This window comes from Caballeronia jiangsuensis, from assembly GCF_046030135.1.
GTDB lineage: Bacteria > Pseudomonadota > Gammaproteobacteria > Burkholderiales > Burkholderiaceae > Caballeronia > Caballeronia jiangsuensis.
The window spans coordinates 68,687-84,700 of the sequence record NZ_JAQQDB010000033.1; the positions used below are offsets into that span (position 1 = coordinate 68,687).

Sequence of the window (16,014 nt, forward strand, 5' to 3'; positions counted from 1 at the left end):
CTGAAACCGCGAAAACGCAAAAAGATCAACGCAACTTGAGCGTCGACAAACCGAAGAGACACAGCATCAACGTGATGATCCAGAAGCGCACGACCACTTGCGTCTCGGTCCAGCCGGACAACTCGTAGTGGTGATGCAGCGGCGCCATCTTGAAGAAGCGTCGGCCTTCGCCGTAGCGGCGCTTCGTGAACTTGAACCAAAAGACTTGCAGCATCACGGAGAGCGTTTCCGCGACGAAAATGCCGCCCATGATGAAGAGCACGATCTCCTGACGGACGATCACCGCGATCGTCCCGAGCGCGCCGCCGAGCGCGAGCGCGCCGACATCGCCCATGAAGACTTGCGCGGGGTGCGTGTTGTACCAGAGAAACGCGAGACCCGCGCCTCCCATTGCGGAACAAAAGATCAAAAGTTCGCCTGCGCCGGGAATGTGCGGGAACAACAGATATTTGGAGTAGACCGAGCTGCCCATCACGTACGCGAACGCGCCGAGCGACGCACCCACGAGCACGACGGGCATGATGACGAGGCCGTCGAGGCCATCGGTGAGATTCACCGCGTTGCTCGAACCGACGATCACGAAATACGTCATCGCGATGAAGCCCCACACGCCGAGCGGATAGGTGATCGACTTGAGGAACGGCAGCATCAGGTCCGCGCGCGCGGGCAGGCCCATCGACAGGCCGCTCTTCACCCACGCCATGAAGAGATCGAACACGCGCGCGTTGTTCGCCTCCGAGACGCTGAACGCGAGATACACGGCCGCGAAAATGCCGATCACCGATTGCCAGAAATACTTCTCGCGCGATGACATGCCGCGCGGGTCCTTGTGCACGACCTTGCGATAGTCATCCACCCAGCCGATCACGCCGTAGCCGAAAGTGACGAGCATCACGATCCACACGAAGCGGTTCGTGAGATCGGCCCAAAGCAGCGTCGATACCGCGATGCCGATGAGAATCAGCACGCCGCCCATCGTCGGCGTGCCGGATTTAACGAGGTGCGTCTGCGGGCCATCTTTGCGCACGGCCTGGCCGACCTTGAGCGAGGTCAGCTTGCGGATGACCCACGGGCCGCAAACGAGGCCGATCAAAAGCGCCGTCGCCGTGGCTCCCACGGCGCGGAACGTGATGTAGGTAAACACGCGCATGAAGCTGGCGTCATTCTGAAGCCATTGCGCGAGTGCGAGTAGCATACGGGTCCTTCTCTTTCAGTGAATCAATGTGCCGCGGGCGCATTGCCCGCAGCGGGTTGTTGTGGAATCGTCAAGGCGTCCACCACGCGCTCCATCTTCATAAAGCGCGAGCCTTTGGCGAGATACGTTGCGTTGTTGCCGTAACCTGCGCGTTCGAGCGCTGCGACCATTGCGGTGACGTCACCGAAATGCTGCGCGGTTTGCTTCGATGCTTGCGCGTTGAATGCGTTCACCGAATCGACACTGGCGGCGCCGAGCGCGAAGAGCGCATCGATGCCGCGCTCGGCTGCATACGCACCGACTTCCCGATGAAACGCCGGACCTTCTTCGCCGACCTCGCCCATGTCGCCCATCACGAGCACGCGGGGCGCTGCCTGCGATGCGAGCACGTCGATCGCGGCGCGCATCGAATCGGGATTCGAGTTGTACGTGTCGTCGATGACGGTCGCGCCCGCGAGCGCGCCGAGGATCGCGCGCTTCACCTGCAGGCGGCCCTTCACCGGCTGGAACGATTCGAGGCCGCGCTTGATCGCATCGAGCCAGACGCCCGCGGCGAGCGCGGCAGCGGTCGCGGCCATCGCATTGCGCGCGTTGTGTTCGCCGAGCACGTTCAACGCGACGTCGAGCGCGCCTTGCGGCGTCTGCATGCGCACCGTCGTGCCTTCGAGCGTGCCGGTGACGGCTGCTTTCGACGCGTCGTCCGTCAGCGCGAAGTCGATGATTGCGTTGTCCGTCGCGGCCGTGCGCCAGAAGACGGCGTATTGATCGTCGGCGGGGAACACGGCGGTACCTGTTTCGCCGAGCGCGTGAATCACCGATGCATGCTCGAGCGCGACCGCTTCGACCGTCGCCATGAACTCCTGATGCTCGCGCTGCGCATTGTTGACGACGGCGACGTCCGGCGCGGCGATCTTGCCGAGCGCTTCCGTTTCGCCCGGATGATTCATGCCGAGTTCGACCACCGCTAGCTTGTGCGACGCATTCAGACGGAACAGCGTGAGCGGCAAGCCGATGTCGTTATTGAAGTTGCCAGCCGTCGCGAGACGCGATTCCTCGCCGACCGCAGCCGCGAAGATCGAGGCGATCATCTCCTTGACTGTCGTCTTGCCGTTGCTGCCCGTGACGGCGACGAGCGGCATCGTGAAGCGCTTGCGCCAGCCGTGCGCCAGCGCACCGAGTGCGGCGCGCGTGTCCTTTACCTTGATGACAGGAAGCGGCCAGGCATCGACGTTGCTCGGGTCGCGTGACACGAGCGCCGCAGCCGCGCCGCTCTTCGCTACCTGATTCAGGAAATCATGCGCATCGAAGCGATCGCCCCGCACCGCGACGAACAGGTCTCCGGCCTGAACACCGCGACTGTCCGTGACGATGCGCTCGATGGCCACGTTTTCTTCGCTCTTCAGGACGGCGCCGGGAATCATCGCGGCGGCTTCGCGCAAGGTGAACATCGTCATTCGCCACCTCCGCGCTGTTGCGTGGCGCGTGCGGCAAGTGCGAGCCTCGCGTGATCCTGATCCGAGAACGCGCGCTTCTTACCCATGATTTCCTGCGTCGCTTCGTGTCCTTTTCCCGCGAGCACGACGACATCCTCGCGCGCCGCCGAGCGGATCGCCTGCAGGATCGCGCTCGCGCGGTCTTCGATGCGGCGTGCCTTGGCGGCATCGGTCATGCCGATTGCGATCTGATCGATGATGGCTTGCGGGTCTTCGCTGCGCGGGTTGTCGCTCGTGATGACGACCTGATCAGCGAGGCGCTCGGCGATCGCGCCCATCAACGGGCGCTTGGTCGCATCGCGATCGCCGCCGCAGCCGAACATGCAGACGAGCTCGCCGCCGCGCGCCTGAGCGATCGGGCGCAGCGCGCTGAGCGTTTTGTCGAGTGCATCGGGCGTGTGCGCGTAGTCGATCACGACGAGCGGTTCATCGCTCTGAACGCGTCCGCCGAGACGCTCCATACGGCCGTTGACGGATTCGAGCTTCTCGATGCGCGCGACGGCGGCGGCGAACGGTACGCCGACTTCGAGCAGCACGCCGAGCACGGAAAGCAGGTTGCTCACGTTGAACGTGCCGAGCGTGCCCACTTCGACATCGGCCTCGCCCCAGTCGGACGACAGATGAAACGCGGTGCCCGTCGCGGTCGCGCGGACTGGCGTCGCGAGCAGCATCGCGTCGGCGCTCGGCGCGGCATCGGCGGGCATTTCGACGCCGTAGGCAATCGTGCGCACGTTGCCGCGCAGCGATTCGATCAGACGCCGGCCCGCCGCATCGTCGCGATTGACGATCGCCGTCTTGAGCGACGGCCACGAGAAGAGACGCGCCTTCGCGGCTTCATAAGCGTCGAAGGTGACGTGATAGTCGAGATGATCCTGCGTGAGATTCGTGAAAATGGCGATGTCGAAATCGACGCCATTCACGCGCCCCTGATGCAGCGCGTGCGACGACACTTCCATCGCGACGCCTTCCGCGCCCTGCACCTTCAGTTGCGCGAGATTGCGCTGCAATTGCGGCGCGTCGGGCGTAGTGAACCCGCTATGCACGAGCTTGCCCGGCATGCCGATGCCGAGCGTTCCGACGATCGCGCACGGACGGCCGAGCGCCGTCAACGCCGTGGCGATCCACTGACTGCACGAGGTCTTTCCGTTCGTACCCGTCACGCCAACGGTCAGCATCGATGCCGTCGGCTCGCCGTACCACGCGGACGCGATCGGGCCCGCGAGCTCGTTCAGCGCCTTCACGGCAAGCGTCTTCGATGCATCGGGCTTGCCCGCGAACTTCTCCGGCTGATACAGCGCCGCAGCCGCGCCCGCGGCGAGCGCGGCGTCGAGATACGGGCGGTTGTCCGCACCGTCGACCGCATAGGCGAGGAACACGTCGCCGCTTTTGAGCGAGCGCGTGTCGGCGTGCAGTTGCGCCTCGGGCTGCGCGTGCGCGCGCAGCCATTGAACGGCATGTGATACGTCCTTTTGCATCTTGCTCTGTCGGGCCTGCGCGCTCATCGCACGACTCCCGGGTGCGTCTTCGTGTTGCTCGACACCGCGACTTTCTTCGCGGTGTTCGCGTTGTTTCTGTTCGCCGGCTGCTGGGCGGCCGGTTGTGCGGCGGAGTTCGAGTCGTCCGTCACGACCATCTGCTTGACCGGCATGTCGGGCGGCACGTTGAGCGCGCGCAAGGTATCGCCGACGATGCCCGAGAACACCGGACCCGACACCTGACCGCCGAAGTGGCTGCCGACCGTCGGTTCGTCGACCGATACCGCCACGACGATGCGCGGATTCGGCATCGGCCCCATGCCGACGAACGATGCGCGGTACTTCGAATGGTCGTAGCCGTGACCGCCGTGCTTGTACGCCGTGCCCGACTTGCCGCCGACGCGATAACCGGGCACAGCCGCATCCGGCGACGTGCCGCCCTTCGCCGTCACGGTTTCGAGCATCGCGCGCACTTGTCGTGCAGTTGTGGGCGCGAAAACCTGCTGACCGATTGGCGGCTGATCGCCGGGCGTGCGGAAAATCGAAACCGGCAGGATGGTGCCGTCGTTAGCGATCGCCGTGTACGCGCGCGCGAGCTGGAACAGCGACGCCGACAAGCCGTAACCGTAGGACATCGTCGCCTGCTCGATACGCCTCCAGCTTTTCCACGGCCGCAAACGCCCCGTCACCGCGCCCGGGAAACCGACCTTCGGCGCCTGACCGAGCCCGATGCTCGTGTACATGTTCCACATTTCTTCGGGGCGCAATTGCATCGCAATTTTGGTCGCGCCGATATTGCTCGACTTCTGAATCACGCCGCCGACCGTGAGCGTGCCGAACCCGGAATCGTCCGTGATACGCGCACCGTCGAGCACGAACACGCCGCCGCCCGTTTCCACGAGCGTATTCGGCGTCACCCGATGCAGATCGAGCGCGAGCGAAACGGTGAACGGCTTCATGATCGAGCCCGGCTCGAATGTGTCCGTGAGAATGCGGTTGCGCAACTGCTCGCCCGTCATGCGCGCGCGGTCGTTCGGGTTGTAAGTGGGATAGTTGACGAGCGCGAGCACCTCGCCCGTTTTCACGTCGATCACGATCGCCGCGCCTGCCTTCGCCTTCGACTTCTCAACGGCCGCCTTCAGGTTCGTGTACGCGATGTACTGAATCTTGCTGTCGATCGAGAGTTCGACATCCGTGCCGTTGTGCGGCACGACCTGCTCGTCGACGTCCTCGACGATGTGGCCCATGCGGTCCTTGATGACGCGACGCATGCCCGGCGTGCCGGCGAGGACGTTCTGGTCGCCGAGTTCGACGCCTTCCTGGCCCTTGTCTTCAATATTAGTAAAGCCAATCAGGTGCGCGGTGATTTCGCCTTCCGGATAGAAGCGCTTGTATTCGCCGCGCGAATAAATGCCGGGAATATCGAGCGCGGCGACTTTCTGCGCGACTTCGAGCGACACCTGGCGCTTCACGTAGACGAAGGTCTTGTCCATCGAGAGCTTCGCGCGCAGCTCTTTTTCCGGCATTTCGAGCAGTTTGGACAATTGCGCGAACTTGTCCGCGCCGAGATCGTTCGGCACGGCTTCGGGAATCGCCCAGATGGCCTTCACCGGCAGGCTCGTCGCGAGCACGAGGCCGTTGCGGTCGCGGATCTGGCCGCGCGTCGCCGGCATTTCGAGCGTGCGCTGATAGCGGCTCTCGCCCTGCTTTTTGAAGAACGCGTTGCCCGGACCCTGAATCCAGAACGCGCGTGCGGCGAGCGCGACGAACGCCATGAAGAGCAGGAACACGACGAACTTCGAGCGCCACATCGGCAGGCGCACGGCGAGAAGCGGGTTCGGCGTATGAGCGATGTCTTTCTGCTTCGCGGATTTTTTCATCGCTTGGCTCCGCGGGCAGGCGGCGCCGACGCCGGCAGCGGCGGCGGCATGGGTGCGTCGGCGGCCTTGCCGGTCGCCGTGTCGTAGGTGAGATATTGCGTGCGGCCGGTCGTCACGGGCTGCATTTTCAGTGAGTTAGTGGCCAACTGCTCGATGCGCGACGTCTTCGAAAGCGCGCTCTGCTGATACTGCAATTGCGCGTAATCCTGCTGAAGCTGACGCTCCTGCGACTGCGCGCGCTGCAGGTCGATGAATATCTCCCGCTGCTGATTGGTGGAGCTGACGACCGACAGCGCGCACCCGAGCACAATGATCAGCAAGAAGATATTGAGTCGGTTCATGGCGCGATCCGCTCAGCGATACGCATCACAGCGGACCGCGCGCGCGGATTGTCGGCGACTTCGGCATCACTCGGAAACACGCGTCCCACCACGCGCAGCGGCGGGCTGGGAAGATCGACCGCACGGATCGGCAATCGACGATCCACCGCCGGCGCGTTCGCGTGCGCCTGCATGAACCGCTTGACGATCCGGTCTTCGAGTGAATGAAAGCTGATCACGACCAGCCGCCCCCCTTGCTCCAACAATGCCAGTGCCGACTCAAGTACTACCTGCAGCTCCGCAAGCTCTTGATTGACGTGAATCCGTATAGCCTGAAAGGTGCGAGTTGCCGGGTCCTTGCCCTTTTCACGGGTTTTGACGACGTGACCCACGATTTCGGCAAGCTCGCTCGTGCTGTCGAAAGGCCCAAGACGGTCGGACTCTGCCCGGCGAGCAACAAGCGCCTTTGCAATCTGAAAAGCAAACCGTTCTTCCCCATAATCTCTGATGACCTCCGTGATTTCCTGCACCGTGGCCCGTGCGAGCCACTCAGCCGCCGACTCGCCGCGAGTCGGATCCATCCTCATGTCGAGCGGACCTTCTGCGCGGAAGCTGAAGCCGCGCTCCGGGTCGTCCACCTGCGGCGACGACACGCCAAGATCCAGCAACACGCCCGACACCCGCCCGATCCCACGCTCGCTCGCCGCATCGCGCAACGCCGCGAAGCTGTCGTGCACGATCGAAAAACGCGAGTCTTGAATCTGTTGCGCCGTGGCGATTGCAAGAGGATCCTTGTCGAAGGCGATGAGCTGCCCCGCTTCCCCCAACTGCTGCAAGATCGCCCGACTATGACCGCCGCGCCCGAACGTGCCATCTATATAGATGCCGTCCGTGCGCGTGATCAGCCCATCCACCGCTTCGTTCAGCAACACCGTCCGGTGCTGCAGCTCATTTCCCGACTTCGCCATGTTCTTCAGCGCCGCGTCAGAAAGTGAAATTCTTCAGCGCGTCGGGCATGCCCTGCGCCATCGCCGCTGCTTCCTTCGCCGCGTATGTCTGCGAATCCCACAACTCGAAGTGCGCGCCCATGCCGAGCAAGGTCACTTCTTTTTCCAGCGACGCGGCAGCGCGCAGCTCGGGCGAGACCAGCACGCGCCCGGCGCTGTCGAGTTCGACATCCATTGCATTACCGAGAAAGATGCGCCGCCACCACATGGCTTCCATTGGAAGCGCGGCGACCTTGGCGCGAAAGACTTCCCACTCCGGGCGAGGAAAGAGCAACAGGCATCCATCCGGGCTCTTCGTGAGCGTCACCCGGCCTTCTGCCTGCCCTTGCAGCGCTTCCCGATAGCGAGACGGCACCGACATCCGTCCTTTCGCATCGAGCGTCAGCGCCGACGCCCCTTGGAACACTCACCCTCTCCCCGTTTCGGACGCCCACCCTGACGCCCGTCCCACCCAGTTTTGCTCGAAAATGGCTTCTGAATCACACAAAAGACCACTTTCTCACACTGTCTCCCACTTTAGAGGAACGCATTTCCTCGGTCAAGACGCGTAACTTTTTTTCGAGTGCTTTTTATTCGCTAGAACAAGGACTTAGCGCGGGAGCTTGAAGTGACGGTGAAAGAGAAAACCGTTATGAATTAGAGAGCTAGTGCGGGATGTGAAGGTAGTACGTGAAATGAGCAGGCGAAATGAGGGAAATGTAACGGTTCTTCGGGCCGTTTCGTGGTCTGCTGTCGGGTTCCAGCGGGATGCGCCTCGGGCCGACCGGCTGCGCGATCGGTCGAGGCGTTCAATGCTCTATATGTAGTAGGCCGTGCCGGTCATCACTTTGGAAGCCGCACGCATCAGCGCGCGAACCGGAAACGGCACTTCGCTTCCACCCGCGCCGATCGCCGCGGCGGCGTGCGCACTTTCATCGAGACGCATCTGCTCGACGATCGCGCGCGACGCGTGATCGTTCGCCGGCAGCGTCTTCATGTGGCCATCGAGATGCTGCTCGACCTGGCGCTCGGTTTCAGCCATGAAGCCGAGACTCGCACGATCGCCAAAGCGGCCCGCGACGAAACCGATCGCGAGCGCGCCCGCGTACCACAACGGGTTCAGCAAGCTTGGCCGCGACTCCAGATCCTTCAGCCGCGTCGACGTCCACGCGAGATGATCTTCTTCCTCGCGAGCCGCTCGCTCGAAGCCCGCCTTGAGCTCGGGCGAATTCGTCGCGAGCTTTTGCGCCTGATACAGCGCCTGTGCGCAGACTTCCCCCACGTGGTTCACACGCATCAAGCCGGCCGAATGAGCGCGCTCTTTCTCGGTGAGTTGCGATTCTTCGGAGAGATCTCCGCCTTGCAGGTCGGAGCCGGAGATCGTCGATTCGGGAATCGGCCGCGACATGCGACTTACACCGGTCATGGAGCGCAAGCCTCGATCGAACTCGCTGATGACTTCATCGAGCGTCATGTTGTCACCTCTCTTCATAGTCCGTTGTCACGGCATTTGCACGTTGCGGCAAACCGTAGTCGCAGGCTCGTCGGAACTGATTTCGTGCTGCGACCAATGGCCGAGCGAGCATGCGAGGGAAAACGCGGATTCTAGCGCACATCGACAGGCCGCGACGCCGCGCGGGCTTGCCAGAACGGGCTTGCGGCAGTCCGGAGAGCGTGCAGGTTCTTCCATGGAAACCGTTGCGAATGCATCGCGATTTTGCGTGCCGACAAATTTTGACGAAGCACTTTCCGCCCACGCAACTGCACCCAAATCGCCCCTTCGCAAGCACCAGTTTTGGTAATTAGGGCAAACACGAGTCGCAAAACTCCTGCAAAACCAACATTTTAGCGCTGTTGCGTAAACGTCACATTAGTCCGGCGGATCACCCCCTTTTCCTTTGTCCGCCAAAGTCTCTTTGTTACATTACGTCTCAACTTCAATTTAGAAGCCCGGCAGGGACCGTCAACACACTGGCGCTAGAACAGTGACCTTGCCACAAAGTCGCAAACACTCCCTGGAGATCTATTCAATGAAAAAGTCGCTTCTCGCTCTCGCCGCATTGGGCGCATTCGCAGGCGCCGCACATGCGCAGAGCAGCGTGACGCTGTACGGCATCATCGACGCAGGCTTCGCCTACAACAACAACAGCAACGGCCAGAAGCTGTATGCAATGAACAGCGGCAACCTGCAAGGTAGCCGTTGGGGCCTGCGCGGCACGGAAGACCTCGGTGGCGGTCTGAAGGCCATCTTCGTGTTGGAAAACGGCTTCAACGTGTTCAACGGTCAGCTGGGCCAGGGCGGCGACATGTTCGGCCGTCAGGCTTATGTCGGTCTGTCGACGGCGCAATTCGGCACGGTCACCCTGGGTCGCCAGTACGACTCCGTGGTTGACTACACCGGCGCATTCGAAGTCGGTAGCCAGTGGGCGTCGTACTTCGGCGCGCACCCGGGCGACCTTGACAACATGAACAACTCGAATCGCGTGAACAACGCGGTCAAGTACACGAGCGCAAACTACGCCGGCTTCACGTTCGGCGGCCTGTATAGCCTCGGCGGCCAGGCTGGTCAGTTCAACCGCAACCAGATCTGGTCGGTTGGTCTCGGCTACTCGCAAGGTCCCCTGCAATTGGGCGCGGGCTACTTGAACGTCAAGGATCCGAACTACTCGTTCTTCGGCAACAACGCGACGAGCCGCAACGCAGCCACGACGCCTACGGCTTCGAACATGACGAGCCGCGTGTACTCGGGCTTCGCATCTGCCAAGACGCAGCAAGTCATCTCGGCTGGCGGTGCTTACACGTTCGGCGCAGCGACCATCGGCGCAACGTATAGCAACACGCAGTTCAAGGACGTCAACAACGAAGCAGGCGCTGGCCTGAACCCGGCTGGCTTCACGGGCGGCTCGGGCAAGTTCCACAACGCCGAAATCAACTTCAAGTATCAGCTGACCCCGGCCCTGCTGCTCGGCGTGGCATACGACTACACGAAGGGTTACGGCCTGACCGATGCCAAGTACCATCAAGGCATGCTCGGCGCCGACTACTTCCTGTCGAAGCGCACGGACGTGTACATCGACGGTATCTACCAGCACGCGAGCGGCACGGACTCGACGAACCGCACCGCGGTTGCGAACATCAACGGCCTGTCGCCGTCGTCGACGTCGAACCAGGTTGCCGCTGTTGTCGGTATCCGTCACAAGTTCTAATAAGTCGTAACAAAGCGGTATCCTCTGAAAGGCGCCTTCGGGCGCCTTTTTTTCGTTCGCGACCGGGACATTGCGCATCAACGCGTCGCGCGTGCCCAACAAAAAAGCCATCGCGTCTCACGACACGATGGCTTTTTCGCTTCGGACGATGCGAACGCTACGCGCGGCCGTCGCGCAATTCGCGTCGCAGAATCTTGCCGACATTGCTCTTCGGCAACTCGTCGCGGAATTCGATCATGCGCGGGCGTTTGTAGCCGGTGAGCCGCTCCTTGCAAAAGGCGATGACGTCGGCTTCCGTCAGGCTCAGATCCTTGCGCACGATGAATAGCTTCACCGCCTCGCCGGACGCCTGGTCCTTCACCCCGACCGCGGCGACTTCGAACACGCCCGGCAACATGGCGACGACATCCTCGACTTCGTTCGGATACACGTTGAATCCCGACACGAGGATCATGTCCTTCTTGCGGTCGACGATCTTCACGTAGCCGCGCTCGTCCAGCACGCCCACGTCGCCCGAGCGGAAAAAGCCGTCGTGCGTCATCACCTTCGCCGTTTCGTCGGGACGGTTCCAGTAGCCCGCCATCACCTGCGGCCCGCGAATGCAGATTTCACCGGGTTGGCCGAGCGCCACTTCGCGATTGTCATCGTCGCGGATGGAGACTTCCGTCGATGGAAGCGGCAAGCCGATCGTGCCCGTATATTCGGTCGCGGTCACCGGATTGCAGGTCACGCACGGCGACGTCTCGGACAGGCCGTAACCCTCGATGATCGGCACACCGGTCGCGGCAAACCAGCGTTTTGCGACGGCCTCCTGAACCGCCATGCCGCCGCCGTTCGCCGCGATGAGTTTGGAGAAATCGAGCTTGCCGAAATCGGGATGATTCAGCAGCGCGTTGTAGAGCGTGTTCACCGCCGGGAACGTGTTGATGGGAATGCCCTTCAATTCCTTGATGGTCCCGGCGATGTCGCGCGGATTCGGAATCAGCACGCCCAGTCCACCGGTCCGGATCGTCAACATCCCGCACACCGTCAGCGCGAAGATGTGATACAGCGGCAGCGCGACCACGCAAACGAACTGGCCGATATCGGGGCGGCGCTTGCGGGCCGGATCGAGCCAGACTTCAGACTGCAGCGTGTTCGCGATGATATTGCGATGCGTAAGCGTCGCGCCCTTTGCGACGCCCGTCGTGCCGCCTGTGTACTGCAGGAACGCGACGTCGTCAGGGCTCTGGGCGACAGGCTGGAGCGCGATGCGGCCGCCCTCGTCGATCGCATCGTTGAAGCGAATGCTTCCGGGCAGGCTCCACTCGGGCACCATCTTCTTCACGCGACGCACGACGAAGTTGACCAACAGCCCCTTCAAGCCCATGAGATCGCCCATCGACGCGACGACGACATGTTTGATTGCGGTGTTCTTGACGACGGCCTGCAGCGTGCCGGCGAAGTTCTCCAGAATGACGATCGCTTCCGCGCCGCTGTCCTTGAGTTGATGCTCGAGCTCGCGCGGCGTGTAAAGCGGATTCACGTTGACGACGATGTAGCCGGCGCGCAGCACGGCCGCAATCGCGACGGGATATTGCAGGACGTTCGGCATCATCAGCGCGACGCGTGCGCCGGGCTTCATCCCCCGCTGCTGGAACCACGCGGCCAGCTTTCTCGACATTGCGTCGAGCTCGGCGTATGTAATCGCCTGGCCCATGCACACGAACGCGCGGCGATCGCGATTCTTGCGAAAACTATCCTCGAGCAACTCGGAAACCGACCGATACGCGGAGGCATCGATGGACGCAGGCACGCCGGCCGGGTAAGACTGCAACCAGGGTTTCTCCATACGGCGTCTCCTTTATATGATTTTAGAATGGTCGTGCGGAAGCGAGATCGTAGCTTTTCGCCAAGCCTCCGACAACTGGGTTAGACGCCATACACCAGACCCGTTCGAGTTTGCTCGTCCGATGCACGTCAATCCAACTGCTCGACTTCGACGAGGCAATCGTAAAACGTCGCGGAGCCTCCGAGGTCGGTCAACGCCTGACTTGTCACCTGATTCGCGTTGCAGCCATCCGGCGACAACTTCTTCCACCAGATCGACAACCCGACGACGACGCCTTCGCGCGCGCGGTCCGTCACGCGCGCGCGGGCCTGCATCGAGCCGCGATCGTTGAAGATGCGCACCAGCGCGCCATCGAGGACGCCTCGCGCTTCGGCATCGACAGGATGAATATCAAGATGAGGTTCGCGTTCCGCCGCGCGCAGGCTCTCGATGTTCACGAAACTGCTGTTCAGGAAGTTGCGGGCGGGCGGAGAGATCATCGCGAGCGGATAACGAGCCGCCAGTTCCGGCGAGCCGTCCGCGGATTCGTACGGAGGCAGGTAGTCCGGCAGAGGATCGAGCCCTTCGAGTTTCAGACGTTCGCTGTAGAACTCGCATTTTCCGGACGGCGTGCGGAACGCGCCGTCGGCCAGTGGCGCGTCGGCGATGTCGAGCTTCAGCCAGCCGGACGCCTTCAGCTTGTCCCAGCTCTGGCCTTCGAGCGTCCTGTCGTCCCAGCGGAAAGCCTTCGACGCGATCTGCTCATCGGCTTCGAAAAGCGCGGGTTCGGTGAGATCCATCGCGCGCGCGAGGCCACGGAATATTTCAGTATTCGGACGCGCTTCGCCGACGGGTTGAATCGCCGGAAGATTGGCCATCACGTGGGTGTGGCCGTACGACTTGTGGACGTCCAGATGTTCGAGTTGCGTCGTCGCGGGGAAGATCAGATCGGCGTAATCGGCGGTATCGGTCTGAAAGTGTTCGAGCACGATCGTGAACAAATCCTCGCGCGCGAAGCCCGCCTCGACCTTCGCCGAGTCGGGCGCCACCGCGACAGGATTCGAGTTGTACACGATCAGCGCTTCGATCTTGGGACCGAAATTCTCGTCACCAGGATGGAGCAGCGCATCGCCGATCGCATTCATGTTGACCGCACGGGGCAATTTCGAAGGCCAACCGGGCAGCAAATCGGGACGCTCCAGCGCACTGCCGTTGACCGGCGTCCAGCCTGACGAAGAAAGCAGCAAGCCTCCGGCGCGTTCGCGCCACGCGCCGGTCAATGAGGGCAAGCAGGCAATTGCGCGGACCGCGTTGCCGCCACCGCGCACGCGCTGCATGCCGTAGTTGAGCCGGATCGCAGCCTTTTTCGTCGATCCGAAAGCGCGAGCGAGTTCCACGACGACGTTCTCTTCGATGCCGCATATCTGTGCAACCCGCGAAGGCGGATACTGCGCCGCGCGCGCGGCAAGCTCTTCGAAGCCGACCGTATGCGCGCTTACATATTCATGGTCGATGAAATTCTGGCGGATCAGCACGTCGATCATGCCGAGAGCGAGCGCGGCATCGGTGCCCGGGCGCAGCGCGACGTGCTGATGGCACTTTTCCGCTGTGAGCGACTTGTAGGGATCGATCGCGATCAGCTTTGCGCCGCGACGCTTCGCTTCTTGAGCCCGCGTCCAGAAATGCAGGCTCGACGCGATCGGATTCGCTCCCCAAATCAGGATAAGTTCGCTCTCTTCGTAGAACTCTGCGTGCATGCCGAGGCTGGCGCCGTACGTGTAGCGCAGGCCGGCCGCACCCGCGGCGGCGCAGATGGTGCGTTCGAGTCGTGAGGCGCCTAGTACGTTGAAAAATCGAGCAGCGATGCTTTCTCCCTGCACCAGACCCATCGTTCCAGCGTAACTGTATGGAACGATGGCTTCGGGCGCACGCTGCGCGATCGGCTTCAGGCGTTCGGCGGCGAGTTGCAGTGCCTCATCCCACGTGATCGGCTCAAAGCGGCCCTCGCCCTTCTTACCGATTCGCCGCAGCGGCGTCAGAAGCCGATCTTTGTGATGTGTACGCTCGGCATATCGGGCGACCTTCGTGCAAAGAACGCCCTGCGTCGGAGGATGATCCGGATCGCCGCTGATTTTGACTGCTTTGCCGTCTCTGACCGTTACGCGCATCGCGCAGGTATCGGGGCAATCGTGTGGGCATACGGCTCGGGCGAACTCGGCTGGAGCGTTCATTGGAAGTCCGGTAAATCAGAACGAAAGGCGGCAGATGACGGAATTCTATTACGGCCGCTATGCGATCGACCGTCCGATGCCGCAAATAGTGGCGGCGTAGAATGGAGCGACTAACGCGTTCAATAAGCGCGATCCGAATTCAAACGTGAGAGCGGTTCAAATGAATCTGATCCCAGAAATCGAAGCATCACACGACGAAATCAAAACGCTCCGACGAACGATCCATGCCCATCCCGAATTGCGTTATGAAGAGGTCGGCACCGCGAAACTAGTGGCCGAGAGCCTCGAACGTTGGGGAATCGAGGTGCATCGGGGATTGGGAAAGACGGGCGTCGTCGGAGTACTGAAGCGCGGCACTGGCGGCGCATCGATCGGGCTGCGCGCGGACATGGATGCGTTGCCCATTCAGGAGCTCAATACGTTCGGACATCGATCGACGAACGAGGGCCGCATGCATGCATGCGGTCACGATGGTCACACCGCGATGCTGCTCGGCGCCGCGAAACATCTCGCCGAGCACAGCAAGTTCGATGGAACCGTCGTTTTCATTTTTCAGCCGGCTGAAGAAGGCGGTGCGGGCGCGAAGGCAATGATCGAGGATGGTCTCTTCAAGCGATTTCCAGTCGATGCCGTGTTCGGCATTCACAACTGGCCCGGCATGGCCGCCGGCAGTTTCGGCGTGGTCGAAGGGCCGATCATGGCCTCTAGCAACGAGTTTCGCATCACGGTTCTCGGAACTGGTTCACACGCAGCCTTGCCGCATAACGGACGCGATCCGGTCTTTACGGCGGTTCAGATTGCGAACGGACTTCAGAGCATCATTACGCGAAACAAAAAGCCGATCGATACCGCGGTGCTTTCCATCACCCAGATTCATGCTGGGGAAGCAGCGAACGTGGTGCCCGATCAGGCCTGGCTCGGCGGTACTGTCCGAACCTTCACCGTTGCAACACTCGATCTGATCGAAGAGCGCATGCGCAAAATCGTCGAAGCAACTGCTGCGGCGTACGATTGCGAGGTGGAATTGCACTTCAACAGAAACTATCCACCGACGATCAACGCGGCTGAAGAGACGAGATTCGCGGCGGAAGTCATGGCTGAAGTCGTAGGAAAAGATAAGGTCGACAACGCCGTTGAACCGACGATGGGCGCGGAAGATTTCTCGTTCATGCTTCTCGAGAGGCCCGGATGCTACGCGTTCTTGGGTAATGGCGATGGTGGACATCGCGAGAGAGGACATGGCGCTGGCCCATGTATGCTGCACAACGCCAGTTATGACTTCAACGATGATCTGCTGTCCGTCGGATCGTCGTATTGGGTGCGTTTGGTAGAGCGATTCATGGCTCGTTGATGAGCTGCGGCGGCGAATAGCCATCGCTCTTCGCGTTGGAGCGTCGCGCTGCCAAATTTGCCACGCC

Annotated in this window: 12 protein-coding genes; 2 read left to right on the forward strand and 10 right to left on the reverse strand. The window is 61.8% G+C overall.

Annotated features, from left to right (window positions below):
* Positions 1 to 25: 25 nt before the first annotated feature.
* The 8 genes from mraY to coq7 form a co-directional block, all read right to left on the reverse strand.
* Positions 26 to 1,195, reverse strand: coding sequence for a phospho-N-acetylmuramoyl-pentapeptide-transferase (gene mraY / locus PQR08_RS28405; RefSeq protein WP_187606104.1), 1,170 nt, complete (start codon positions 1,193 to 1,195; stop codon positions 26 to 28).
* A gap of 23 nt (positions 1,196 to 1,218) precedes the next feature.
* Positions 1,219 to 2,649: a UDP-N-acetylmuramoyl-tripeptide--D-alanyl-D-alanine ligase gene (locus tag PQR08_RS28410; RefSeq protein ID WP_408163070.1), complete on the reverse strand. Its 1,431-nt coding sequence runs from the start codon at positions 2,647 to 2,649 to the stop codon at positions 1,219 to 1,221.
* Positions 2,646 to 4,190: a UDP-N-acetylmuramoyl-L-alanyl-D-glutamate--2,6-diaminopimelate ligase gene (locus tag PQR08_RS28415; protein WP_408163071.1), complete on the reverse strand. Its 1,545-nt coding sequence runs from the start codon at positions 4,188 to 4,190 to the stop codon at positions 2,646 to 2,648. The genes PQR08_RS28410 and PQR08_RS28415 overlap by 4 nt, the downstream gene beginning before the upstream one ends.
* Positions 4,187 to 6,043, reverse strand: coding sequence for a peptidoglycan D,D-transpeptidase FtsI family protein (locus tag PQR08_RS28420; RefSeq protein ID WP_238212841.1), 1,857 nt, complete (start codon positions 6,041 to 6,043; stop codon positions 4,187 to 4,189). The genes PQR08_RS28415 and PQR08_RS28420 overlap by 4 nt, the downstream gene beginning before the upstream one ends.
* The gene (gene ftsL / locus PQR08_RS28425; protein ID WP_035510177.1) at positions 6,040 to 6,384 is read right to left on the reverse strand and encodes a cell division protein FtsL; all 345 of its coding nucleotides are present in this window, start codon (positions 6,382 to 6,384) and stop codon (positions 6,040 to 6,042) included. The genes PQR08_RS28420 and ftsL overlap by 4 nt, the downstream gene beginning before the upstream one ends.
* A complete protein-coding gene (gene rsmH, locus PQR08_RS28430; RefSeq protein WP_408163073.1) occupies positions 6,381 to 7,331 on the reverse strand; it encodes a 16S rRNA (cytosine(1402)-N(4))-methyltransferase RsmH in 951 nt (316 codons plus the stop codon). The genes ftsL and rsmH overlap by 4 nt, the downstream gene beginning before the upstream one ends.
* 16 nt (positions 7,332 to 7,347) lie before the next feature.
* Positions 7,348 to 7,776 carry a division/cell wall cluster transcriptional repressor MraZ gene (gene mraZ, locus PQR08_RS28435; protein WP_035510172.1) on the reverse strand — a complete coding sequence of 143 codons (429 nt, stop codon included), beginning with the start codon at positions 7,774 to 7,776 and terminating at the stop codon, positions 7,348 to 7,350.
* A 390-nt stretch (positions 7,777 to 8,166) separates the two neighbouring features.
* Complete coding sequence (gene coq7, locus PQR08_RS28440) at positions 8,167 to 8,823, reverse strand: 2-polyprenyl-3-methyl-6-methoxy-1,4-benzoquinone monooxygenase (protein WP_238212843.1); 657 nt, start codon at positions 8,821 to 8,823, stop codon at positions 8,167 to 8,169.
* Positions 8,824 to 9,379: 556 nt separating this feature from the next.
* Here coq7 and PQR08_RS28445 point away from each other — a divergent pair.
* On the forward strand, positions 9,380 to 10,555 hold the full coding sequence (locus PQR08_RS28445) for a porin (RefSeq protein ID WP_187606110.1): 1,176 nt from the start codon (positions 9,380 to 9,382) through the stop codon (positions 10,553 to 10,555).
* A 157-nt stretch (positions 10,556 to 10,712) separates the two neighbouring features.
* Here the strand turns inward: PQR08_RS28445 and PQR08_RS28450 are convergent, their stop codons facing one another.
* Positions 10,713 to 12,386, reverse strand: coding sequence for a long-chain fatty acid--CoA ligase (locus tag PQR08_RS28450; RefSeq protein ID WP_408163076.1), 1,674 nt, complete (start codon positions 12,384 to 12,386; stop codon positions 10,713 to 10,715).
* Positions 12,387 to 12,514: 128 nt separating this feature from the next.
* Positions 12,515 to 14,596 carry a molybdopterin-containing oxidoreductase family protein gene (locus tag PQR08_RS28455; RefSeq protein WP_408163077.1) on the reverse strand — a complete coding sequence of 694 codons (2,082 nt, stop codon included), beginning with the start codon at positions 14,594 to 14,596 and terminating at the stop codon, positions 12,515 to 12,517.
* Positions 14,597 to 14,756: 160 nt separating this feature from the next.
* Between PQR08_RS28455 and PQR08_RS28460 the strand changes: the two genes are divergently transcribed.
* Positions 14,757 to 15,947, forward strand: coding sequence for a M20 aminoacylase family protein (locus PQR08_RS28460; RefSeq protein ID WP_238212847.1), 1,191 nt, complete (start codon positions 14,757 to 14,759; stop codon positions 15,945 to 15,947).
* Positions 15,948 to 16,014 lie beyond the last annotated feature (67 nt).